Below are 22,333 nucleotides of genomic sequence, written 5' to 3' on the forward strand. Positions count from 1 at the left end.
CAGCGCGGTCGCGAAGCTCGACGTCGATCACGGATCGAAAGCTGTGAAGCCGGCCGATCCGACACGGACGGGCTACACGTTCGGGGGCTGGTACATGGACGCAGAGCTGAAGCAGGCGTATGACTTCAACGCCGCAGTAACGAGTGCGCTGGAGCTGCATGCGAAGTGGACGCTGAACCAGTACGCGGTGAGCTTCGACAGCCATGGAGGCAGCGCGGTTCCGGCGCTGGAAGTGGATCACGGGGGCAAGGTCGTTAAGCCAAGCGATCCGATGCGAACGGGCTACACGTTCGGCGGCTGGTACACGGACGCGGAGCTGAAGCAGGCGTATGATTTTAATGCGGCGGTGACGGGCGCGCTGGAGCTGCATGCGAAGTGGGCGGCCGTTCCAACGCCGGAGCCATCGCCAACACCGACGCCAGCTCCGACGCCAACACCGACGCCGAGCCCGACGCCAACGCCAACGCCGACGCCAACGCCGGGAACGGCGAGCCCGAGCCCGACGCCAGCTCCGACTCCCGGCGCGGACGCGGTTCTCATGGTGAACGGCCAGCCGGCGGCAATGGAGAAACAGGACGTACCGCTGACGGACGGACGGCAATCGACCCGCTTCCTTGTCAGCTCGGAGCAGCTCGCGGCCTGGATGGCCGCCGCTGAGGGAAGGAGCCTGACGCTGCGCCTCGAGGCGACGAGCGAGCTTGCCGAGCTGGTCTTCCCGGCCGGAGCGCTGCAGAAGCTGACGGCCGGCGCGGCTGTCGAGCTCATCGTCGAGAAAGGCTCGGCGAGCTACAGGCTGCCGGTCTCCCGTCTTGCCGGGCTGAGCAGCGAGGCTGTCGTAACGGTCGTGATCGGCGTTCCTTCGTCGGAAGCGGCCGCTCAGGCGGCTCGCGCAGCAGGCGCTTCCGGCCGCAGCCTCGGTCCGATGGCGGAGTTCTCGCTGCGGATCGACGGCAAGAGCGCCGGCGACCATGCCGGAACGTATATCGAGCGGACGCTCGTGCCGCCTTCGACGGAAAGCGGCTGGTCCGCCTTCTATTTGGATGAGCGCACCGGACAGCTGCGGTTCATCCCGCTGCGAAACGAGAACGGACGGATCACGCTGTTGTCGCCGCATGACAGCGTCTACGGGCTGATCCGGTCCGATGCGGCGTTCAAGGATCTGGCGGGCCACTGGGCGCAGGCCGACCTGAACCGCCTGGCCCGCCTCGGCATCTCGAGCGGAGTCGGGGAAGGCCGATTCGCGCCGAACCAGGCGGTCACGCGCGCGGAGTTCGCGGCGATGCTGGCTCGCGCGCTCGGCCTGGCCGAGCCGGCGGAGCGCTCCGGCTTCGGCGATGTGCCGGACCAAGCCTGGTATGCGGGCGATCTCGCCTCTGCCGTGCGTGCCGGCCTCGTGAACGGCGTCTCCGCCGAGAGCTTCGCTCCGCAGGCGCTCGTCACGCGGGAGCAGATGGCGGTCATGGTCGCCAAGGCGCTGGCCTATGCGGGCCAGCCGGCAGCGGCAGATGCTGCGGCGCTGTCCGCTTACCGCGATGCCGCTGCCGTCTCGAGCTGGGCGCAGGAGCCGGTTTCCGCGCTGACGCAGCTCGGCCTGATGTCCGGCACCGGCAGCGGCGAGCTGGATCCGCAAGGCAAGGCCGACCGCGCGCAAGCGGCGGTGCTGATCCTGCGCTTGCTGGATCGGCTCGGCTTCGCCGGATAAAAGAAAAAAGCGTCCAGCCCCGCATCGACATGCGGGGCTGGACGCTTTTTGCCTTCAGGGCAGCCAGGATCAGCCGCTGCGGGGCATCACTTCTGCGCCCGCCCGAGCTGCTCGGCCTGGGCCAGCATTTTCGCTCGCCGCTCGTCGCTTGAGCCGCGGATCGAGCCGAAGCGGGTGACGCCGACCGGGCGGATGCCGCAGAACTCCAGCACGCCTTTTTTCATGACGGTAATGCCGGCATCCCGAAGTAGGGTTCGGTAATACCAAGTCGGGGAGTCCATCGTGGCGATGATCCGTCCGCTCCTGCCGCCCAGCAGCTTCACCGGCACCGGCTTGCTGTCGTCGTAGCGGAAGGCGAAGCCGGGCAGCAGCGCGCGGTCGAGAAAGCCCTTGAGCACGGCAGGCATGGAAGCCCACCAGATGGGGAAGATCCAGACCGTATGGTCGGCCTTCAGCAGCGTCTGCTGGGCATTCAGCAGATCCGGCTCCAGCTCGGTGCGCTTGCGGTAGCCGTAGCGGAGGTTCGGCTCGAACGCCAGCGAAGCGAGGTCGAGCACGCTCACCTGCGCGCCGGACGCTTCGGCTCCGCGGATATAGGCGGCGGCCAGCGCGTGGCAGAGGCTTTGCGAATCAGGATGGCCGATGATGACAGCGATGCGGCGGGACATGGGCAGTTCTCCTTTTTTCTTCCAGGATGAGGTTGATTCTATGATAAACTGGCCGTAACGCGCCGCGCAGTGAGCGAAGGCGCTGCGATGATGACGAAAGGCGCAAGGAGGTGCCGCATGAAGGAAAACGGAATGACGGTGGCGCTGCTGGCCGCATCGGTGCGCGGCATGGCCGCTCGCGGGCTCGATACCGGGCGCTTCTGCCGGGAGGCCGGACTGGATCCGGAGCTGCTGCGGCGAGGCGATGCCCGGATCGCGCACGAGGAGATGGCGCGCCTCATGGACGAGGCGGCGCGCTTCGCCGGCGACCCGCTGTTCGGGCTGCATCAGGGAGCTGCGATGGAGCTGGCCGATCTCGGCGTGGCGGGCTATGTCGTGCAGCACTGCGCCACGGCCGGCAAAGCGGTGCAGGCGATGAACAAGTATCACGAAATGATCTGCAGCGGCTATGAGCTGAAGGCCGCGCCTGCGGAGAACGGCCTGACGGAGCTGCGCTTCCGTCTGAACGACCCGGCGCTGGAGGCGTCCCGCCACTGCACGGAGGACATGGTCGCCTCGCTCTGCCGCTCGCTGCTGCGGCTCGTCGGCCGCCCGGTCGAGCTGGCCGGGGTGTCGTTCCGGCATGCGCCGGCGGCGGATCCGGAGCGGTACCGGGACGTGTTCGGGCTGACTCCGGAATTCGAGGCGGCGGAGGATGCGATCCGGCTGCCGGCCGAGGTGCTGGACTGGCCCGTGCTGGCGCGGGAGGAGAGGCTGCGGCAGGAGTTTCAGGCGCTGGCCGACCGGATGCTGGACTCGCTCGCAAAAGGCCAGGAGACGACGCGCGAGCTGACCCGCTATCTGCTGGAGCGGACCGGAGCCGCGCCGCCTGCGCTGCCCGCGGCCGCGCGGGCGCTCGGCATGAGCGCGCGCAGCCTGCAGGCCAGGCTGCAGCGAGAGGGGGCGACGTTCGCCGGCGTCGCCGCGGAGATGCGCCGCAAGCTGGCGCTCCGCTACTTGGCGAAGCAGGAGCTGAGCGTGGCGGAGGTGGCGTACCTGCTCCACTTCTCGGAGCCGAGCGCTTTTCACGGGGCGTTCAAGCGCTGGACCGGCATGACGCCGGGCCAGTACCGGAGCAGCCTCGCGCTCGAAGCGGGGCAAGCCGGCGGATGAAGGGCCGTCGCGGCAGGCTTCGCCTCGCGCTGGCCGCCTGCGCGGTCTACGCGCTGCTGCTGTCGCTGTCGCTGCACGCCCGGTCGGCTCAGCCCCGCGGCGAGCAGGCGACCGACGTCGGGCGCGTCGTCAGCGCGCGCGTGGACCGGACGGTGACGGTCCGCAGCGCGGACGACGCCCGCCGGGCCGTGCTGGAGGCGGCCGCCGAGGGCCGCAAGGTCAGCATCGCCGGCACGCGCCACAGCATGGGCGGGCAGACTTTTTATGAAGGAGCGGTCGTGCTCGACCTGAAGCGCTACGACCGCATCCTCGCGGTCGACGAGCAGGCGCGGACGGTTACGGCGCAGGCCGGCGCGACGTGGGCCGACATCCAGGAGGCGGTCAATCCGCTCGGCCTGTCGGTCCGCGTCATGCAGTCCCAGAATCTGTTCACGATCGGCGGCTCGCTGAGCGCCAATATCCACGGCCGCGACCCGTCGGAAGGCCCGCTCATCGCCGCCGTCCGCTCCATCCGGATGCTGCTGGCCGACGGCAGCATCGTGACGGCGAGCCGGGAGGAGCGGCCGGAGCTGTTCCGCGCGGCGATCGGCGGCTTCGGCGTGCTCGGCGTCATCCTCGAGGCGACGCTGGAGCTGACGGCGGACGAGGTGTACGAGTCCCGCACGTCGCTGCTGTCGTACCGCGAGTTCCCGCAGCGGTTCGAACAGGCGGCCCGCTCGCCGGATACGGGGCTGCTGATCGCGCGGCTGTCGACGGCGCCGGAGCATTTTCTCGAGCGGATGTACATGACGGAGTTCCGGCGGACCGGGCTGCCGCTGGCGAGCGCGGACCGGGAGCTCAAGCAGGACCGGGCGGTCGAGCTGACGCGCTTCGTGTTCGGCCTGCAGCGCAAGCACGATTGGGGCAAGAGCCTGAGCTGGAGCCTGCAGGAGCGGCTGTTCCGCTCGGAGCAAGGCGGACTCGTCACGCGCAACAACGCGATGCGGCCGGAGAGCGATTTCCTGGACTATCGGGATGCGCAGCATAGCGACCTGCTGCAGGAATATTTCGTCCCGCTCTCCCGGTACGAGGCGTTCGTCGACGGCCTGCGGGCGCTGCTGCGGGAGGAGCCGCTGAATGTCGTCAACATCACCGTCCGCTACATGCCGCAGAACGGCGAGTCGGCGCTGTCCTACACCGCCTCGGAGGATCGGGCCGCGCTCGTGCTGCTGATCAACGAGAAGCGGAGCGCGGCCCGGCTCGAGCGGCTGGAGCGGCTGACGCAGCGGATGATCGGACTGGCCCAGTCGCTCGGCGGCACGTATTACTTGACCTATCAGCCCTATGCGACGCTGGAGCAGTTCCGCCGGAGCTACCCCGGATGGACGGAGCTTGCGGCAGCCAAGCGGAGGTACGATCCGGGAAGCCTGTTCTGGAACGACTGGTACGGCAAGTATGGAAGCGAAGAAGGGGGAGGACGCCGATGAAGCCGATGAAGCGGAGCGCGCTGCGCTGGGTCATGCTGTCGCAGAACGCGATGACGCTCGGTTCGGGCATCGTCTTTCCGTTCTACTTGATCCAGATCAAGGAGATCGGGGGCGGCTTCGCGGAATACGGCATCGCCTACGGCTTGTTCACGATCTGCTCGGCGTTTCTGAACGGCTGGTTCGGCCGCTCGTCCGACCGCTTCGGCCGGACGCCGCTGCTGCTGATCGGCTCCTGGGGGATGGCCGGACTATTCCTGCTGTTCCCGCTCGCCACGAGCATCGCCCAGGTATACGCCCTGCAGATCGCGATGGGGGCGTTCGGAGCGATGCAGCGCACCTGCGAGAAGGCGCTGCTCGCCGATCTGACCGACGGAGAGCCCGGACGAGGCGAGAAGATCGGCCGCTATCAGACCGGCATCGCCTTGTTTTCGGGGATAGCGGTCATCGCGGGCGGCTTCCTGATCGACTACTTCACGCTCGACCTGATGTTCTATGCGGGCTCGGCGCTGCTGCTGGCCAGCGGCCTGCTGCTGCTGCGGGTGGACGAGCGGGGCGAGGAAGGACAGGCGGGCTAGGGGCTCGGCGATGTCGGATATTGGGGCTTGCCAGCCCTTGTCGGATTGTGTAGGATACGTTAAAGATAACTGAATACAAGCTCGTATAATCATGGGGATATGGCCCATAAGTTTCTACCGGACGACCATCGCAATCGTCTGACTATGAGTGGGAGCGCCCGCGCGGGCGGCCGGCCCGGACCTGGAATCAGGTCCGCCGGACCGCTTCGCGCAGGCGCCGACAGGACTTGTCATCGCAGACAGATCTCACTTGGAGCAGCGCGCCCAGGGGAGGTCTGTCTTTTGTTTTGCCGGATGAGGGGAATCGAGGAGAAGAGGGGCGACGGACAATGGAAAAGCTGGAGCAAAGGATCCGCCAGGAAGGGCTGATCCTCTCCGACAAGGTGCTGAAGGTGGACTCGTTCCTGAACCACCAGGTCGACACGAGGCTGGCGCTGGAGATCGGGCAGGAATTCGCCCGCATCTTCGCGGGACGCGGCATCACCAAGGTGCTGACGATCGAGGCGAGCGGCATCCAGTTCGCGATGGCCGCGGGCATCGCGCTGGACGTGCCTTTCATCTATGCCAAGAAAAAGAAAGCCGTCACGCTGACGGAAAACCTGTTCACGGCCGAGGTCGTGTCGTTCACCCGCGGAGAGACGTATCAGGTGAGCATCTCGCAGTCGTATCTGACGCCGCAGGACCGCGTCCTCATCGTGGACGACTTCCTCGCGACGGGCGCGGCGCTGGTCGGGCTCGTCGACATCGTGAAGCAGTCGCGCGCCGAGCTGTGCGGCGTCGGTTGCGTCATCGAGAAGAGCTTCCAGGAAGGGCGCGGGCTGCTCGAGGAGCTCGGCGTCGAGGTGCATTCGCTGGCGCGGATCGCGTCCATGCGCCCGGGCGAAGTGACCTATGTGCGCGAGGCGCAGGCGGCGGCATCCGCCGCATCCGCGCCGGCCGGCGGCCAAGGCGGAATCTCGCATGGCTAAGCCGCTCGCTCCCGGCAAGGTGGCCGCGCTTGGCCTGCAGCATGTGCTGGCGATGTATGCCGGCGCCGTCGTCGTGCCGCTCATCATCGGCGGCGCGCTCGGCCTGACCGAAAAGCAGATCGCCTATCTGATCGCCGCGGACCTGTTCACCTGCGGCCTGGCGACGCTGCTGCAGGTCATCGGCTCGCGCTGGTTCGGCAGCCGCCTGCCGGTCGTGCTCGGCTGCACGTTCACGGCCGTCGGCCCGATGATCGTCATCGGCTCCGAATACAGCCTCGCCGCCGTCTACGGGGCGATCATCGTCTCCGGCCTGTTCGTCGTGCTGGCGGCGCCGCTCTACGGCAAGCTGCTGCGCTTCTTCCCGACGGTCGTCACCGGCTCGGTCGTAACGATCATCGGCCTGTCGCTCATCCCCGTCGCGATGAACAACGTCGCCGGCGGCCAGGGCGCCGCCGACTTCGGCGCGCCGCGCAACCTGCTGCTCGCGCTGCTGACGCTCGTCGTCATCCTGCTCGTCAGCCGCTTCGCGCGCGGCTTCCTGCGGGCCGTCTCGGTGCTGGTCGGGCTCGCGGCCGGCACGGGCGCGGCGTATGCGATGGACATGGTGAGCTTCGGCGGCGTCGCCGAGGCGTCGTTCGTCAACGTGCCGACGCCGTTCTACTTCGGCGCGCCGGAGTTCAGCCTCGTAGCGATCGGCACGATGATCCTCGTCAACATCGTCAGCATGGTCGAGTCGACGGGCGTCTATCTCGCCGTCGGCAAGGCGACCGACCAGAAGGTCGAGCAGCGCCAGATCGTGAACGGCCTCCGCTCCGAAGGCGCGGCGATCATGCTCGGCGGCGTGCTCAACGCCTTCCCTTATACGGCGTTCTCGCAAAACGTCGGCCTGATCCAGCTGACCAAGGTGAAGACGCGCAACGTCATCTTCGCCGCGGGCGGCATCATGGTGCTGCTCGGCCTGCTGCCGAAGCTGGCGGCGCTGACGACCGTCATCCCGAACGCCGTGCTCGGCGGCGCGATGATCGTCATGTTCGGCTCCGTCGCCGCGGCGGGCATGAACATCCTGTCCGAGGTCGACCTGCGCAAGGAAGGCAACCTCATGATCGTCGCCTGCAGCCTCGCCGTCGGGCTCGGCTCCGCGACGGTGCCGTCGATGTTCGCGCAGCTGCCGACCGAGCTGTCGATGCTGCTGCAGAGCGGCATCGTCACCGGCTCGATCACGGCGATCGTGCTCAACCTCGTCATGACGCGCCGCCGCGAATCCGCCGCCGCGTTCCAGGAGGCCGGCGAAGCTTCCTGAGCGGGGCCGAGCCAGGGAAGAAGCTTCCTTGCCGGGACGTCCGCATGGCTGTCCGTAAAATAAAGAAAGGCCTCTCCGAACAACGGATGAGGCCTTTCTTCATCTTTTGCGGCGCGCCGCCCTCGCTCTATTGAAGCGGAGCTGTCCGCTTAAGGAAGGCTGCCGGCCACGCCTCGCGTGGCGTTAAAACCGGTTGTCGACCTTGTCGCGCAGGTTCTGGGCGCGCTCCTTGAGCGTGACGTCGCCGTCGCCGTCGCGGTCCTGATTCAGCGGCGGACCGTCCCGGCGGACGCCGTTCTCTTCATAATAACGGCTGTCCCGCGTGCGTCCCGGCTCGGCGTAGCCGTCGGCGGCGCGATAGCTGCCGTCCACCGGATCGCGGTCGCTGCCGATCACCCGGCCGTCGCGGTCGCGGTCCAGATCGGTATCGACGTAGCTGTCGCCGGCCAAGCCGATCGTCGTCGACGCGTCGGGGCGGCCGGCCCGCACCGGCGTGCCGTCCGGGTAGACTTCGCCTGCCGGCACCGCCCCGGCATCGCCGGGCAGCTCGGTCGCGGCCGCCGACTGGCCGTAAGGCTGCACGTCGCGCTCATACGAGGGGGCGTTGATGGAGCCGGTGCTCCGCAGGGAGTCATAGACTTCATGGTCGCGCTCGGCGCGCGATTCGACCAGCACCAGGATGTTGCCGTCCTGGACATATTCATGGTAAAGGGAAGCCTCGTTCTCCGGAATGCCGAGGCCGATCAGCCCGCCGACCAGCCCGCCGGCTCCCGCTCCGACGGCCGCGCCGGTAAGCGCGGCCGCAATCGGGCCGGCCGCGACGATCGGGCCGATGCCCGGGATGGCCAAGGCGCCGAGGCCGACGAGCAAGCCGGTCATTCCGCCCAGCATGCCGCCGCCCGCCGCTCCGGCGGCGACGCCCTCCGGCGCCATCGTACCCGTCTCCTCCTGAATCGTCGAAACATCGCCCTTGTCGCGGGCCAGGATCGAGATGTCCTCGCTATCTACGCCCCGCTCCTTCAGCAGCTCGATCGCTTCGATCGCTGCCTGCTCCGTGTCGTACACGCCTACGATTTTCTTGCTCATATCCAATGACCTCGCTTTCGTGGAATAGTCGAGCTTGTTTCCGTACCTGCGTTTCCTGTCGTGGAAGTTATATAACCGGGCAGCGGATTCGGTAAACGGAAGGCCAGCCAGGGACAGCCGTACGCTCGACTAGGTCCAAAGTACGGCAAAATTCGACTTTCATCGACAGCGTTCGATCCATGTATGGTACGAAAGGATACCTGTTCTGGCTCTTTCATCTACTACACTAGGGCCGAAATAGACGCCGCATGGAGGAGGAGTAGCATCCTTCCGCCTGCGCGGCCGCGGCCGGGGTATTCCATCGGACTGATAAAATTGGGGCGAACTGGAACACCGCAAAGTATCCTCGGGGGGGAGGCCTCGGCGCGCGCCGCTCCTCTATACTGAGTACAGACAGCAGGACGAAAGCTCTTGAGACGGAAGGTCGAGGTGAACGGAATGAAACGGAGAGGCTTGGCTGCCGGCACGGCAGCGCTGGCGCTCGCGGCGGCGATCGGTTCGGGAACAGCCTTTGGCCAAGCGGGCATCAAAGCGGCGGTGCAGGAATGGTATTCGGAAGCTTTCGGCCAGAAAGCGGACGAGCTGCGCTGGGGGGCGGAGCGCCAAGCCGCCGAGTCGTTCCGGGAAGCCGCCGACCTGCTCGCTCAGCAGGCCGAGCCAACCTACGGGAAGCAGGTCGAAGAGGCCGCTGAGCGGGCCCGTCAGAGAGCTTTCGACACCTACAGCGAGCATCTGGAGCGCTATCTCCGCGAGCTCGACGAAGCGGATGCCGCGCTTGCCGGTCCGGAAGGCGGCATCGGGCGGCAATTCAACGAAGCATCGGCGGCGGCGCGAGCCCAAGCGGATGACGAGCTGGAGCGCAGCCTGGACGAGCTTTTGACGGAGCTGACGCAAGGGGAATAAGCGCTCGAACCGGCGGCAAGCCGGATGCGGGAAGCCTTACATAACTCAACCAAAACCAATTCAAAGGGGATAAATCAATCATGGCTATCAAAATGCTTAAAACGAAAATCGCAGTCGGCGTCGTCGCAACGGGAATCGTAGCCAGCATGGGAACGGCATTCGCAGGCGTGGACATCGCAGGCCAATTCAACAGCTGGTACAACAAGCAGTTCCGCTCGGCAACGACCGAAGTGGCCGTGAAGGCGCTCATCGAGAACGGCAAGAAGCTGGACGCCTACAACACCGAGTACAAGCAGCTGAAAACGGAATCCGTAAACGGCGTCGTGTCGTACCAGAAGCAGCAGTCCGAAGGCTCCATGAAAACCATCAACAGCCAGAAAAACGACTACATCAACCAAGTCAACGCGGCGGCGGACAGCCTGTCCTCCAAAGCGCCTGCAGACTTCGATAAATTCGTGAGCGACGTGAACGCGACGGTCGACACGGCGAAAAACCTCGCCAAGGGCGTAGGCGAGATCGATCTGAAAAGCTCGGTCGAGAGCCAATCCAAAGCAAGCGTAGAGCAAGTCGGCAAAGACGTCGCTGCCTACCAGAAGTCCTCCACGGACAACCTGACGGCGACGATCAAGGACCGCCAGGACAAGCTCAGCAAGCTCATCGAGGAGCAGGCAGCGGCATCCGATGCGGAGATCCGCGCCCATATCGAAGCCAAAATCGCCGAGCTGCGCGCCGAGCTGAGCGCTTATGCGAAGCAGCAGGTCGAAGCCGCGCAGGCGAAAGTAAAAGCCGAAGCCGACACCAGGACGAAAGCCGCGCTTGCAGCGCTGGATGCGGCGGCAGTCATCAAGTAAATCGAGCGCAATCGCAAGGAAGGGAGCAGCATGGCGGGGATGCCCGTCATGCTCTTCGCTTCATGGCTTTACGGCTGAAGAGAAGGAGCGGGAACCGACATGAGGAAGCAGCGGAGCGGCGCGAGGGCCGCGAACGGATGGTGGCGAAGAATGGCGATCGGAGCGGCGGCGATCGCGTCCGCGATGGCGATTACGGCCGGAGCGGCCTACGCCGACGTGGATCTGAAGGGCAGGATCATGGCTTGGGCAGGCTTGCAGGCCGATGCCGCCGTCTCCGAGCTCGATCGCGCCATCCAGGACGAGACCGCTCGGCAAGCAGCGGAGCTGCAGCGCCAGGTCCGCTCGGAGCTGGAGCGCCAAGCGGCTGAGTTCGAGCGATTCTCTGCGGAGCTGCAGACAGCCAAGCGCCAGGAAATCGCCGACTATGCCGAGTCGCTGCTCTCCTCCCGCAGCTTCGACAGCGAGGAGCAGAAGCGGGAGTACGCTTCCCGTCTTGAGGCGGCAACCGCTGCCGCGCTCGCTTCCTTGTCCGGCGTAGACATGCCCGCTGCCGCGCCGACGGTGTCCGGCGACGTATACGCTGGAGACGGCGCGACGCCATGAGCGGCCTGAAGAAGGAGCTGTGGGGCTGGGTCCGCTATATCGCGGGCTTGGCGGCCGCCGTTTTCCTCATCACGAGCATCGCAGGGCTGAACCGCGTCTCCGGGGAGTCGATGCAGCCCTCTCTGGCCGACCGGGACATCCTGCTCGTGAACAAGCTTTCTCGGTATATCGGCGAGCCTGCTTACGGAAAAGTCGCCGTCATCGCCAGCAGCAGCCTCGGCTATCGTCTCGTGAAGCGGGTCATCGGCCTACCGGGCGACATTGTCGAGATTCGGGGCGGCATCGTCTATGTCAACGAGGAAGCCCTCCCGGAGCTGTATTCGACGGGCGATCCGGAAGACATGGCTCCGCAGCCGGTGCGGCCGGAGCATGTCTTCGTGCTCGGGGACAACCGCGAACCCGGCGCGAGCCTGGACAGCCGCAATCCGAAGCTCGGCCAAGTGCCGGTGAGCGAGATCGAGGGCTATGCCTTGATGAGGCTCCTTCCTTGGGGAGGCATAGCAGGTCCGCTGGACTGACCGGAACGGATCCTGCGGAGCCGTCCGCGGATGCCTTCGGGGACGTACGATAAGCGGCAACGGAAAAAGAGCCGGCGGACCCATGTCCGCCGGCTCTGTGCGTTTGCATGCAGGAAGCATCAGCTGCCGATCGCCGACCGGCTCTGATGGTAGTAGAGCGCCGCCTTGGTACGGTCCGGCAGGTCAAGCTTGGAGAGGATCTGGCTGACATGCTTCTTGACCGTGTATTCCGTCACGACCAGCCGCGCGGCGATCTCCTTGTTGGACAAGCCCTCGCTCAGCATCTGCAGCACCTCGCTCTCCTTGGGCGTGAGGCCGGCCGTGATGTCGGCGGGCTGATCCGTCAGCCGCGATTCGAGCAGCTCGACGTCGTAATACTTGCGGCCGCGGGAGATCATGCGGATGGCGTGGATCAGCTCCTCGGGAAGTGCCTCCTTGAGGACGAGGCCCTCGACCTGGAGCTCGAGCGCGCGCTTCAGCTCCGCTGGCGGCATCGACGAGGTCAGATAGACGAACAGGCATGACGATCCGGCTTGCCGGAGCTGTCCGATCACTTCCAGGCCGCTCTGCTGGTTGATGCGGTTGTTCATGATGCAGATGTCCGGGCGCAGGCTGTGGATCAGCGACTGCGCCTCCTTGCGGTCCGAGGCTTCGCCGACAACCTGAATCGAGTCTACCCCGGACAGGATAGACGTGATGCCGCGCCGGACGAGCTGGTAAGGGTCTACGACTATGACTCCGATCATCTGAATCCCCCTCTCTATCGGAACGGTCATGCCGCTATGGGATTTCAATTGGCATGAGCTATTATACAGTTACTTCATTATCCGATCAATCCGAAATATGGGAATATTCCGTTGACGCCATACGCCGCATCGCCAAAAAAGCGAGCCTCTCCAGCCGGAGAGGCTCGCTTTTTGGGTGGAAGCAGGAACGGAAGCCGGCCGCTCAGCCCAGCTCCCGGAACGCTTCGGCCGTCAGGCGGCAAGAATGCAGCCGCGCCGCGTGATCGAAGATCTGGCTGGCGACGATGAACTCGTCCGCCCTGGTCTCTTCCTGGATCTCCGGCAGGCGCCGCTTGACGGTCTCCTTGCTGCCGGCGATGGAATAGCGCAGCGTGCTGGTCAGGATCGCCTGCTCCTGCGGCGAGAGCAGGCCGTCCATCGAGTCGACCGGGGGCTGCAGCTTGCCGGTGCGGCCGCGGACAATGTTCAGGAACTGCTGCTGCTGGGAGGTCGCGAGCCACGCGGCGATCTCGTCCGTGTCGGCGGCGATGACGTTCACGGCGACCATCGCATAGGGCCGCTCCAGATGGCGCGACGGCTTGAAGCTGCTGCGGTAGAGCGCCAGGGCCGGCAGCAGGTAGTCGGGCGCGAAATGGCTGGCGAAGGCGAACGGCAGGCCGAGCTCGCCGGCGAGCTGGGCGCTGAAGCCGCTGGAGCCGAGCAGCCAGATCGGAATGTCGAGCCCTTCTCCCGGAACGGCGCGCACGCCCGGGGCGGCCGTGCCGAGCGTCGGGTCGAAATAGCCGCGCAGCTCGCTCAGCAGCTCGGGGAAGTCCTGCCCGCCGGCAGTCAAGCCGCGGCGCAGGGCGCGGGCGGCCGGCTGATCGGAGCCGGGCGCGCGGCCGAGGCCGAGATCGATGCGGCCCGGATAGAGCGATTCGAGCGTGCCGAACTGCTCGGCGATCGCCAGAGGAGCATGGTTCGGCAGCATGACGCCGCCGGAGCCGACGCGGATGCGCTTCGTGCCGCCGGCGACATGGCCGATGATGAGCGCGGTGGCGGAGCTGGAGACGCCGGGCATGTTGTGATGCTCGGCGAGCCAGTAGCGCGTATAGCCGAGCTCGTCCGCGAGCTGAGCGAGCTCGAGCGTGCGGCGGAACGACTCGGCTGCGTCCGAGCCTTCGGTGACGGGCGCGAGGTCCAGCAGAGAATAGGGAATCGGCGTATGGTCAGAGGGGGTCATGATCGTTCCTCCTTGAACGTAATGGACATTCTTGTATCTATAATACTAAATAAACGGATGAATGCCTAATCGCCGGTCAAGAACTGGGTCCATAGACTCATTTATTCCCCGATCCAATCCGATTATATAGATGATAAGACCTATTTTCGTCTAATGTATTCGTATCGTTACATCCGTAATCAAAGCGAGGGATGGCAGAATGTTGAAGCTTCGTACCGTATTGTCTCTCGGGTTCGCCGGCGTGCTGCTCCTGACGATGGTCGTCGGAGGCGCCGGCTGGTTCCAGGTTGGCTCTGTCAAAGGGACTTACCAGCAATTGATGGAGGAGCGAGTCGGGAATATCGTCCTTATTCAAAATCTGCGCTATCTCGCGGCAAGCGAGGACAAGAACATCCGCGGCTACCTGTTGACGGGCCAAGAGAAGAACTACACGGCCTACAATCAGGATCGGAAAGCTTTTGCGGCCGGGATGGAGCGGCTGCAGGCAGACATGCGGGAGGAGAAGGCGGCGGGTCTCGTCACGGAGCTGCACCGTCTGGAAGGCGAATATGGGAAGGTCGTCGCCGAGCTGACGAAGCTGCGGCAGCGCGGCGACACCGAGGGCTACACCGCCCTGCTGGTGGAGAAGAGCATTCCCTTGTCGGCGCAGCTGTCGGACAAGGCCGCCGAGCTGGAGGCGTTCCAGCAGTCGCTGCTGGACGAGTCGATCGCCGCGTCGCAGGAGCAGGTGGAGCGGACGAGGCTGGTGCTGGCGATCGTCGCCGCCGCCGCGCTGCTCGTCGGCGCTGCCGCCGCGGCCTGGCTGACGCGCCTCATCGTCCGGCCGGTGCGGGCGACGGCGCGGCTCGCGGGCGACATCGCCTCGGGGAACCTCGGCGGCGAGGACATGGAACGGCCGAGGATCGCGGAGCTGGGCGCGATGGCGGAGTCGGTCAACGCGATGAAGGCCAAGCTGTCCCGTCTCATCGAAACGATCGGCGACAATGCGGACGAGCTCGGAGGGGCGGCGCGGCTGCTGGCGAGGAGCTCGTCATCGGCCGAAAAGGATTCGGAGCGGATGGTGGAGACGATGCGTCTCATCTCCGAGTCGGCCGAAGGCCAGCGGCAGCGCATGGGCGAGAATCGGACGGCGCTGGAGGAAAGCTCGGTGAGCTTGAACGGCGTCGCGGAATCGGCGTCGCTGACGGCGGAGTCGTCGGAGCGGGCGATGCAGGCGGCCGAGGAGGGCAAGGCGCGCATGGCCGAGGCGCGGCGCCGGATGGACTCGGTCGGAGCGGCGATCGAGCAGGCCGGCGCGGTAGCCGAGCGCCTCGTGCGGCAAGCGAAGGAGATCGGCCAGGTGACGGATGTGATCACGGCCGTGGCCGAGCAGACGAAGCTGCTGTCGTTCAACGCTTCGATCGAAGCGGCGCGCGCGGGCGAGCATGGCCGAGGCTTCGCGGTCGTCGCCCAGGAGGTGAAGAAGCTGTCCGACGAAACGGCGGCGTCCTCGGTGCGGATCGCGGCGGCGGTGCGCGGCATGGCGCAGCAGGCCGATGAGGCGGCGGAGGCGATGGTGCGCGGGCTGGAGGAGACGAAGGCGGGCTTCCGCGAGCTGGAGCGGACCGGAGCGGCGTTCGATGACGTCAACGAGTCGATCGCGGTCGTCGCCGAGCAGGCGCAGGAGGTGTCGGCGTCGACGGAAGAGCTGTCGGCCTCGATGGAGGAGCTGCTCGCCTCGAGCGACGATCTGCTCGGCCTTGCGACGTCGATCGCGAAGCATACGGTTCACGCCGAGGAGCTGTGCGCGGCCCAGCGGGGCGTCATGCAGGAAGTATCCGCTTCGACGGAGCAGCTGCGGGACATGTCCGACGCGCTGCGCCAGGAGCTGAGCGGCTTCCGCAGAGCGGAGAACGCCGGATCGCCGCCAGGCCGGCGCGACGGAGCTGCGGCGGGCGGCTCCTCGCCGGACGCCGCCTAGAAGCTCGCGCTCTTGATTGGGGACCGTCCCCTCCGGTTAAGGAGGGAGGACATCAACCCATCTGGAGGAGGACGTTTTTTCCATGAGCGAGCAGCCGAAGCGGCACCCGAACGAGACGGCCAAGACGGAGCGACTGAAGGACTTCACCGTCGACAACGACGGGCAGAAGCTGACGACCAATACCGGCCTGCATGTAGCGGAGGACGAGCATTCGCTGAAGGCGGGCGTGCGCGGCCCGACGCTGATGGAGGACTTCCATTTCCGCGAGAAGATGACGCACTTCGACCATGAGCGCATCCCCGAGCGCATCGTGCATGCGCGCGGCGCCGGAGCCCATGGCTACTTCCAGGCGTACGAGCCGCTGACGGAGCTGACGGAGGCGGGCTTCCTGCAGGACCCGTCCAAGCAGACGCCGGTGTTCGTGCGCTTCTCGACCGTCGCCGGCTCGCGCGGGTCGGCCGATACGGTGCGCGACGTGCGCGGCTTCGCCGTCAAGTTCTACACCGAGGAGGGCAATTTCGACCTCGTCGGCAACAATATGCCGGTGTTCTTCATCCAGGACGCGATGAAGTTCCCGGACTTCATCCACGCCGTCAAGCCGGAGCCGCATAACGAGATTCCGCAGGCGCAGTCGGCGCATGACACGTTCTGGGACTTCGTCGTCCACAACACGGAGACGGCCCATATGGTCATGTGGGCGATGTCCGACCGCTCGCTGCCGCGCAGCTACGCGATGATGGAGGGCTTCGGCGTGCATACGTTCCGGCTCGTCAACGCCGAGGGCAAGGCGCGCTTCGTCAAGTTCCACTGGAAGCCGCTGCTCGGCACGCACTCGCTCGTGTGGGACGAGGTGCAGAAGCTCGGCGGCAAGGATCCCGACTTCAACCGCCGCGACCTGCATGACTCGATCGAGGCCGGCCGCTGCCCGGAGTGGGAATTCGGCATCCAGGTGCTGGAGGAGGAGGACGAGTTCAAGTTCGGCTTCGACATCCTCGATCCGACCAAGCTGTGGCCGGAGGAGCTCGTTCCGGTGCGCAAGATCGGCAAGCTGACGCTGAACCGCAATACGGACAACTATTTCGCGGAGACGGAGCAGATTGCGTTCCACCCCGGCCATCTGGTCAAGGGCATCGACTTCTCCAACGACCCGCTGCTGCAGGGGCGGCTGTTCTCCTACACGGACACGCAGCTGTCGCGCCTCGGCGGCCCGAACTTCAACGAGCTGCCGATCAACCGCCCGATGTGCCCGGTGCACAACAACCAGCGCGACGGCATGCACCGCATGACGATCAACCGCGGCCCGGCCGCGTACCACAAGAACGGCATCGCCGGCGGCTCGCCGCATCCGAGCGCGGACGGCTACAAGCATCATCAGGAAAAGGTCGAGGGCCATGTCACGCGCGAGCGCAGCGACAGCTTCAAGGACCATTACAGCCAGGCGGCGCTGTTCTGGAACAGCATGTCGGACGTGGAGAAGGGACATATCGTCTCGGCGTTCAGCTTCGAGCTCGGCCATGTCAAGGACAAGGCGCTCCGCCAGGCCGTCGTCGACATGTTCGCGAACGTGAGCGGCGAGCTGGCGGCGGGCATCGCCGCCAACATCGGCGCGGCATCTCCGGCGGAGGCGGACGGCGCAGCGGGCAAAAGCAAGAGCGACGCTTCGCCGGCGCTCAGCATGATGAACACGGTCAAGACGCCGAAGGGCCGCAAGGTCGCGGTGCTTGTCGCGGGAGGCTTCGACGGCGCGGCGACGGACGCGCTCGTCCGCGAGCTGAGGGCGGCCGGCATCGTGCCGGAGTTCTACAGCACGCGGCTAGGCCCGATCAAGAGCGGCAGCGGGGCGGACGTCGAGGCGGACCACAGCTTCCTGACGAGCGACTCGGTGCTGTTCGACGCCGTGCTCGTCGCCGGCGGCGAGGCGAGCGTCGAGGCGCTGGCGGCCGAGCCGAAGCTGGCGGACTTCCTGAAGGAGGCGTTCCGGCATTTCAAGGCGATCGGCTTCGCCCGGACGGAGGACGCGGAGCGGCTGCTCGCGCTTGCCGGCATCAAGGCGCAGGCCGGCGATCCGGGACTGCTCGCAGGCGATGGGCTCGGCCAGCCGTTCATCCAGGCGGTCGCCGAGCATCGCCACTGGACGCGTCAGGCGCAGTAGCGGATGGACGGACGGCTGCGGGGCTGGCGGCGGATCCGGGCCGCCGTGCGCATGTCCTTCATGCAGGCATGACCAGGTATGACTTGGTCATGCCTTTCTTTTTGCCGGCCGCTCAGCCCGCCCGCCGAAGCCCGGTTCGTTTACGGATGCGGCCGTCTCCCGTTATACTAGCCCTATCCGAACGAGCAAGGAGGACGAGCCAGCATGACGCTGCAGCAGCTGCGCTACATCATCGAGGTGGCGGCGAGAGGGTCGATGAACGAGGCGGCCCGGCGGCTGTTCATCTCGCAGCCGAGCCTGTCCAAGGCGGTGCAGGAGCTCGAGCAGGAGCTTCAGATCACGATCTTCCGCCGCACGAACAAGGGCATCGAGCTGTCCACCGAGGGGACGGAGTTCCTCGCCTACGCGCGCCAGGTCGTCGAGCAGGCGGACCTGCTGGAGAGCCGCTACCGGAGCGCCCGCCAGGCGCCGCAGCATTTTTCCGTCTCGACCCAGCACTATGCGTTCGCCGTGAACGCGTTCGTCCGGCTCGTCGAGCAATACGGGCAGGAGGAGTACGATCTGGCGCTGCGCGAGACCAAGACGCATGAGATCATCGAGGACGTGCGGCTGCTGCGCAGCGAGATCGGCATCCTCTACCGCAACGAGTTCAACGCCCAGGTCATCCAGAAGCTGCTCGCCTCGGCCAGCCTGGAGTTCCACAGCTTGTTCACGGCCGAGCCGCATGTGTTCATCAGCATCCGCAACCCGCTCGCCCGCAAGGCGAGGGTGACGGTCGAGGATCTGGAGCCGTACCCGTACCTGTCGTTCGACCAGGGCGAGTACAACTCGTTCCATTTCGCGGAGGAGATCCTCAGCACGCTGTCCCATCCCAAAAGCATCCGCGTCAGCGATCGGGCGACGCTGTTCAACCTGCTCATCGGCCTCAACGGCTACACGATCTCCACCGGCGTGCTGAGCAAGGACCTCAACGGCAACGAGATCATCCCCGTGCCGCTGGAATGCGACGAGACGATCGAGGTCGGCTGGATCAGCCAGCGGCAGCGCGCGCTTTCCCGGCTGGGGGCCGCCTACGTCGAGGAGCTGGAGCGGGCGGTGCGGCGGGAGGACTGAGCAGGTCCGGGAGGACGATCTCCCGGGCTTTTTTGCATGCGAAAAAAAGGAAGCCCGCGGCCGTTCGTCCGCTCTCGATCCCCATGCTCCCGCGTCCGCCTCCATCCGCAGGCGGAGCCCGATCCCCGACCGCAGTCCGGGCCCTTTGCCCTCCCGCGGATGGGAATGAATACCATCCCCCAGCCGTTTCCAGGCCTCCCCGGGCGCAAGGTACACTTTCTATGGCACTTTAATCAGACAAAGAGCAAGCGATGATGGGGAGGAAGATGGGGATGAGGTCATTCATTCAAGGAGCATTCCGAAACAAGGCGGCGGTGTGGCTATGCGTCGTGCTCGTGCTGGCGATGGGGACGGCGAGCTACCTGAAGCTGCCGATGGAGTTCCTGCCGGAGGCGGACAATCCGGAGGTGACGGTGACGACGATCGGGCCGGGCTACGACGCGGCGTCGATGGAGGCGCTCGTGACGAAGCCGATGCAGGAGGCGACGGCGGGCATCAAGGGCAAGACCGCTTCGTTCGCCTCGTCCGGCGACAGCTACTCGCAGCTCAATCTGAGCTTCGACTCGTCGACGGACATGAAGCAGGCGCGGATGGACGTGGAGCGGGCGATCGCCGCCGTGCCGCTGCCCGAGCGGGTTGCCCCGCCCTATGTGATCCAGCTGAACACGTCGATGATCCCGGTGAGCTGGGTGACGCTGACGTTCGACGATACGGTGGCCGAGGCGAAGCGCGCCGAGGCGGAAAAGGACATTCTCGAGGCGTTCCAAGGCATCGACGGCATCGGCGCGGCGCAGCTGTCGGGCCGTCCGCAGCCGTCGGTGACGGTAGCGCCGGACCCCGATAAGCTGGCCGCCAAGGGCGTGCCGCTGCAGGCGCTGTACGGCGTGCTGCAAGGCCGTACGGGCTCCGCCTCGGTCGGCGAGAGCCAGCTCGGCGGCAGCGCCGTCAACCTGAACGTGGCGTCGACGCTGCGCGATGTCGAGACGCTGCGCAAGCTGCCGGTCGCTCCGGGCGTCGCGCTCGGCGACGTGGCGCAGGTCGAGGCGAAGAGCGAGGCCGGCGGCATCAGCCGGCTCGGCGGCAAGGACGCGCTCGTCCTGACCGTGACCAAGGCGCCGGGCGCCAACGCGGTCGCCGTCGGCGAAGGCGTGGAGAAGGCGGCCGAGCGGCTGAACAAGGAGATTCCCGGCGCGGAGCTCAAGGTGCTCATGAGCACCTCGGAGCAGGTCGTGCATTCCGTGAACAGCATGATGAAAGAGGTGCTGCTCGGGGCGCTGTTCGCGACGCTCGTCATCCTCGTGTTCATGCGCAACATCCGCGCGACGCTCGTCACGATCGTGTCGATCCCGCTGTCGCTCGGCCTGACGCTCTATCTGCTCGACCTGTCGGGCGTGTCGCTCAACATCCTGACGCTCGGCGGCGTCGCCGTCGCGGTCGGACGGCTCGTTGACGACAGCATCGTCGTCATCGAGAACATCTTCCGCCGGCTGCAAAAGGAGCGCTTCTCGATCCCGCTCGTCGTCGACGCGACGCGCGAGGTCTCGACCGCGATCACCGCGTCGACGCTGACGACTGTCGCGGTATTCCTGCCGATGGGCCTGCTGCGCGGCTCGCTGCAGGCGTTCCTGCTTCCTTTCGCGCTGACGGTGACCTACTCGCTGCTCTCGTCGCTGCTCGTCGCGCTGACGGTCATTCCGCTGCTCGGCGCCGGGCTGTTCAAGGGCGTGTCGCTGAAGGAGCATGGGCCGTCCCGCCGCTTCCAGCGCTTCCTCGACTGGAACCTGCGCCGCAAGTGGCTGCCGCTGACGGCCGCCGTCGTGCTGCTCGCCGGCTCGATCGGCGCCTATGTCGCGATGCCCAAGGGCGCGCTCGACACGTCGGACGCCTCCAACCTGACGGTGACGCTGAAGTTCAAGGCGGACGCGACGCAGGAGCGGATGGACGCGGACGGAGAGAAGCTGGAGTCGTATCTCCGCAGCCTTCCTGAGCAGGAATGGGTGTACATGTCCGCCGGAGGCAACGCGGAATCGGCCCAGTACGGCGGAGTCGCGTCGCGGACGCAGATCAGCTATATGCTCGGGCTGAAAAAGGGGACGGACGCGGAGGCTCTGGTCGAGCAGGTGAAGGCGAAGGCCGGAGCGCCCGCCGACGCCGCGCTTGAGGTGCAGACGTCCAGCCTGATCGGCGGGGGCGGCGGCTCCCAGGTGTACGTGGACGTGACGGGACCGGACGCGGCGACGGCGAGCTCGGCCGCGGCGAAGGTCATGGCCGCCATCGAGCCGGTCCGGGACGTGCTCAAGGTCGAGAGCAACGAGCAGGAGCGGAAGACGGTCTACACGCTTGAGGTCGATCCGGCGAAAGCCAAGTCGGCGGAGCTCGCCCAGCAGCTGCAGGGCATGCTGAATCCGGTGCCGATCGGCATGCTGGCCGGGGAGGACGGGCGGCAGACGCCGGTCGTGCTGCAGCCGGCGCTCGCTCCGGCGGATGCCGCGGAGCTGGACGCGCTGACCGTGCTCACGGACGCCGGTCCGCAGCCGGTATCGGCGGTCGCCAAGTGGGTCAAGGAAGAAAAGCCGGCCGTCTATTACCTCAAGGACGGCAAGCCTTACGTCCGCATCGCGGCCGAGGCGGAGCCGAGCCGGCTGTCCGTCGTCGGCGCGGATATCGCCAAGGCGGTGGGCGGCCTGAAGCTGCCTGAAGGCACGCATGCCTATGTCGGCGGCGCCTCCGCGGACATGTCGCAGGACTTCGCCGATCTCGGCATGATCGCGCTCATCTCGATCGGCATCGTCTACCTCATCATGGTGCTGACGTTCAAGACGCTGCGGACGCCGCTGGCGATCCTGTTCACGCTGCCGCTCGCGGCGATCGGGGCGGTGCTCGGCCTGATCGTGACGCAGGTGACGCCGGACTTCACGGCGATGTTCGGCGCGCTCATGCTGATCGGCATCGTCGTCACCAACGCGATCGTGCTGCTCGACCGCGTCAAGCAGAACGAGGAGACGATGCCGATCCGCGAAGCGCTGCTCGAGGCGGCCGGCACGCGCATGCGGCCGATCCTGATGACGGCCGTCGCGACCGTGTGCGCGATGCTTCCGCTCGTGTTCGGCTCGGCGGAGAGCGGCAGCATCGTCTCGCAGAGCCTCGCGATCGTCGTCATCGGCGGCCTGATCGTCGCCACCGTGCTGACGCTCGTCATCGTGCCTTGCATCTACGAGCTGCTGTTCTTCCGCAAGGCGGCCCGCCAGCGCCGCGAGGCCGCAGGCGCCGCGCCGAAGCGCGAGGAAGCCGGCGAGGCTCTCGCTCTGTAGAGGACGGACTCGGGCCTTCGGGCAGATGGAAAAGAAG

At 66.3% G+C, this 22,333-nt stretch carries 17 protein-coding genes, 1 pseudogene and 1 riboswitch; of the genes and pseudogenes, 14 read left to right on the top strand and 4 right to left on the bottom strand.

All coding sequences use genetic code 11. From position 1 onward, the window contains the following. The coding region (locus H582_RS0112680; protein ID WP_028598826.1) for an S-layer homology domain-containing protein at positions 1-1,702 on the top strand (1,702 nt) is incomplete at its 5' end. Positions 1,703-1,788: 86 nt separating this feature from the next. Here H582_RS0112680 and H582_RS0112685 read toward each other — a convergent pair. Then, positions 1,789-2,370 (bottom strand): NAD(P)H-dependent oxidoreductase, encoded by a 582-nt coding sequence (locus H582_RS0112685; protein ID WP_028598827.1) that lies wholly within the window; start codon positions 2,368-2,370, stop codon positions 1,789-1,791. Between the two features lie 117 nt (positions 2,371-2,487). On the opposite strand from H582_RS0112685, the gene H582_RS0112690 reads away from it, so the two are divergent. The 5 genes from H582_RS0112690 to H582_RS0112710 all read left to right on the top strand — a co-directional run bounded on the left by H582_RS0112690 (position 2,488) and on the right by H582_RS0112710 (position 7,831). Then, entirely contained in the window at positions 2,488-3,522 is a 1,035-nt protein-coding gene (locus H582_RS0112690; RefSeq protein ID WP_028598828.1) for an AraC family transcriptional regulator, read from the top strand. Then, positions 3,519-4,988 carry an FAD-binding oxidoreductase gene (locus tag H582_RS0112695; RefSeq protein WP_043111301.1) on the top strand — a complete coding sequence of 490 codons (1,470 nt, stop codon included), beginning with the start codon at positions 3,519-3,521 and terminating at the stop codon, positions 4,986-4,988. The genes H582_RS0112690 and H582_RS0112695 overlap by 4 nt, the downstream gene beginning before the upstream one ends. Continuing rightward, positions 4,985-5,563 carry an MFS transporter gene (locus H582_RS27340; RefSeq protein ID WP_052333204.1) on the top strand — a complete coding sequence of 193 codons (579 nt, stop codon included), beginning with the start codon at positions 4,985-4,987 and terminating at the stop codon, positions 5,561-5,563. The genes H582_RS0112695 and H582_RS27340 overlap by 4 nt, the downstream gene beginning before the upstream one ends. A gap of 61 nt (positions 5,564-5,624) precedes the next feature. After that, positions 5,625-5,728, top strand: a riboswitch (purine riboswitch). Positions 5,729-5,892: 164 nt separating this feature from the next. Continuing rightward, positions 5,893-6,531 carry a xanthine phosphoribosyltransferase gene (locus H582_RS27345; RefSeq protein WP_052333205.1) on the top strand — a complete coding sequence of 213 codons (639 nt, stop codon included), beginning with the start codon at positions 5,893-5,895 and terminating at the stop codon, positions 6,529-6,531. Then, a complete protein-coding gene (locus tag H582_RS0112710; protein ID WP_043111302.1) occupies positions 6,524-7,831 on the top strand; it encodes a nucleobase:cation symporter-2 family protein in 1,308 nt (435 codons plus the stop codon). The genes H582_RS27345 and H582_RS0112710 overlap by 8 nt, the downstream gene beginning before the upstream one ends. A gap of 591 nt (positions 7,832-8,422) precedes the next feature. Here the strand turns inward: H582_RS0112710 and H582_RS32875 are convergent. Then, positions 8,423-8,917 (bottom strand): annotated as a pseudogene (locus tag H582_RS32875) (general stress protein); the annotation flags it as partial. A 411-nt stretch (positions 8,918-9,328) separates the two neighbouring features. On the opposite strand from H582_RS32875, the gene H582_RS0112720 reads away from it, so the two are divergent. The 4 genes from H582_RS0112720 (at position 9,329) to lepB (ending at position 11,792) form a co-directional block, all read left to right on the top strand. Further along, positions 9,329-9,820, top strand: coding sequence for a hypothetical protein (locus H582_RS0112720; RefSeq protein WP_127464556.1), 492 nt, complete (start codon positions 9,329-9,331; stop codon positions 9,818-9,820). Positions 9,821-9,900: 80 nt separating this feature from the next. Then, entirely contained in the window at positions 9,901-10,671 is a 771-nt protein-coding gene (locus H582_RS0112725; RefSeq protein ID WP_028598832.1) for a hypothetical protein, read from the top strand. A gap of 99 nt (positions 10,672-10,770) precedes the next feature. After that, positions 10,771-11,274 carry a hypothetical protein gene (locus H582_RS27355; RefSeq protein WP_043111303.1) on the top strand — a complete coding sequence of 168 codons (504 nt, stop codon included), beginning with the start codon at positions 10,771-10,773 and terminating at the stop codon, positions 11,272-11,274. Then, positions 11,271-11,792: a signal peptidase I gene (gene lepB, locus H582_RS0112735; protein ID WP_052333206.1), complete on the top strand. Its 522-nt coding sequence runs from the start codon at positions 11,271-11,273 to the stop codon at positions 11,790-11,792. Before H582_RS27355 ends, lepB begins: the two co-directional genes overlap by 4 nt. Positions 11,793-11,911: 119 nt before the next feature. Here the strand turns inward: lepB and H582_RS0112740 are convergent, their stop codons facing one another. Together H582_RS0112740 and H582_RS0112745 are read right to left on the bottom strand one after the other, a co-directional pair. Then, positions 11,912-12,538, bottom strand: coding sequence for a LuxR C-terminal-related transcriptional regulator (locus H582_RS0112740; protein ID WP_052333207.1), 627 nt, complete (start codon positions 12,536-12,538; stop codon positions 11,912-11,914). Between the two features lie 202 nt (positions 12,539-12,740). After that, entirely contained in the window at positions 12,741-13,760 is a 1,020-nt protein-coding gene (locus tag H582_RS0112745) for an LLM class flavin-dependent oxidoreductase (RefSeq protein WP_028598835.1), read from the bottom strand. Positions 13,761-13,959: 199 nt separating this feature from the next. Here H582_RS0112745 and H582_RS27360 point away from each other — a divergent pair, with 199 nt between their 5' ends. From H582_RS27360 to H582_RS0112765, 4 genes are all read left to right on the top strand, one after another. Further along, complete coding sequence (locus tag H582_RS27360; RefSeq protein WP_084137200.1) at positions 13,960-15,720, top strand: methyl-accepting chemotaxis protein; 1,761 nt, start codon at positions 13,960-13,962, stop codon at positions 15,718-15,720. 82 nt (positions 15,721-15,802) lie between these two features. Beyond that, a complete protein-coding gene (locus H582_RS0112755) occupies positions 15,803-17,872 on the top strand; it encodes a catalase (protein ID WP_028598836.1) in 2,070 nt (689 codons plus the stop codon). A gap of 204 nt (positions 17,873-18,076) precedes the next feature. Next, positions 18,077-18,985, top strand: a complete 909-nt coding sequence (locus H582_RS0112760) for a LysR family transcriptional regulator (protein WP_028598837.1) — start codon at positions 18,077-18,079, stop codon at positions 18,983-18,985. A gap of 272 nt (positions 18,986-19,257) precedes the next feature. Then, positions 19,258-22,296 (top strand): efflux RND transporter permease subunit, encoded by a 3,039-nt coding sequence (locus H582_RS0112765; RefSeq protein WP_028598838.1) that lies wholly within the window; start codon positions 19,258-19,260, stop codon positions 22,294-22,296. Positions 22,297-22,333 lie beyond the last annotated feature (37 nt).

This window comes from Paenibacillus pasadenensis DSM 19293 (assembly GCF_000422485.1).
GTDB classification, from domain to species: domain Bacteria; phylum Bacillota; class Bacilli; order Paenibacillales; family Paenibacillaceae; genus Paenibacillus_O; species Paenibacillus_O pasadenensis.

Coding starts and splice junctions, on each gene's coding strand:
- H582_RS0112685 (WP_028598827.1), bottom strand. CDS start 2,370: ATGTCCCGCCGCATCGCTGTCATCATCGGCCATCCTGATTCGCAAAGC.
- H582_RS0112690 (WP_028598828.1), top strand. CDS start 2,488: ATGAAGGAAAACGGAATGACGGTGGCGCTGCTGGCCGCATCGGTGCGC.
- H582_RS0112695 (WP_043111301.1), top strand. CDS start 3,519: ATGAAGGGCCGTCGCGGCAGGCTTCGCCTCGCGCTGGCCGCCTGCGCG.
- H582_RS27340 (WP_052333204.1), top strand. CDS start 4,985: ATGAAGCCGATGAAGCGGAGCGCGCTGCGCTGGGTCATGCTGTCGCAG.
- H582_RS27345 (WP_052333205.1), top strand. CDS start 5,893: ATGGAAAAGCTGGAGCAAAGGATCCGCCAGGAAGGGCTGATCCTCTCC.
- H582_RS0112710 (WP_043111302.1), top strand. CDS start 6,524: ATGGCTAAGCCGCTCGCTCCCGGCAAGGTGGCCGCGCTTGGCCTGCAG.
- H582_RS0112725 (WP_028598832.1), top strand. CDS start 9,901: ATGGCTATCAAAATGCTTAAAACGAAAATCGCAGTCGGCGTCGTCGCA.
- H582_RS27355 (WP_043111303.1), top strand. CDS start 10,771: ATGAGGAAGCAGCGGAGCGGCGCGAGGGCCGCGAACGGATGGTGGCGA.
- lepB (WP_052333206.1), top strand. CDS start 11,271: ATGAGCGGCCTGAAGAAGGAGCTGTGGGGCTGGGTCCGCTATATCGCG.
- H582_RS0112740 (WP_052333207.1), bottom strand. CDS start 12,538: ATGATCGGAGTCATAGTCGTAGACCCTTACCAGCTCGTCCGGCGCGGC.
- H582_RS0112745 (WP_028598835.1), bottom strand. CDS start 13,760: ATGACCCCCTCTGACCATACGCCGATTCCCTATTCTCTGCTGGACCTC.
- H582_RS27360 (WP_084137200.1), top strand. CDS start 13,960: ATGTTGAAGCTTCGTACCGTATTGTCTCTCGGGTTCGCCGGCGTGCTG.
- H582_RS0112755 (WP_028598836.1), top strand. CDS start 15,803: ATGAGCGAGCAGCCGAAGCGGCACCCGAACGAGACGGCCAAGACGGAG.
- H582_RS0112760 (WP_028598837.1), top strand. CDS start 18,077: ATGACGCTGCAGCAGCTGCGCTACATCATCGAGGTGGCGGCGAGAGGG.
- H582_RS0112765 (WP_028598838.1), top strand. CDS start 19,258: ATGAGGTCATTCATTCAAGGAGCATTCCGAAACAAGGCGGCGGTGTGG.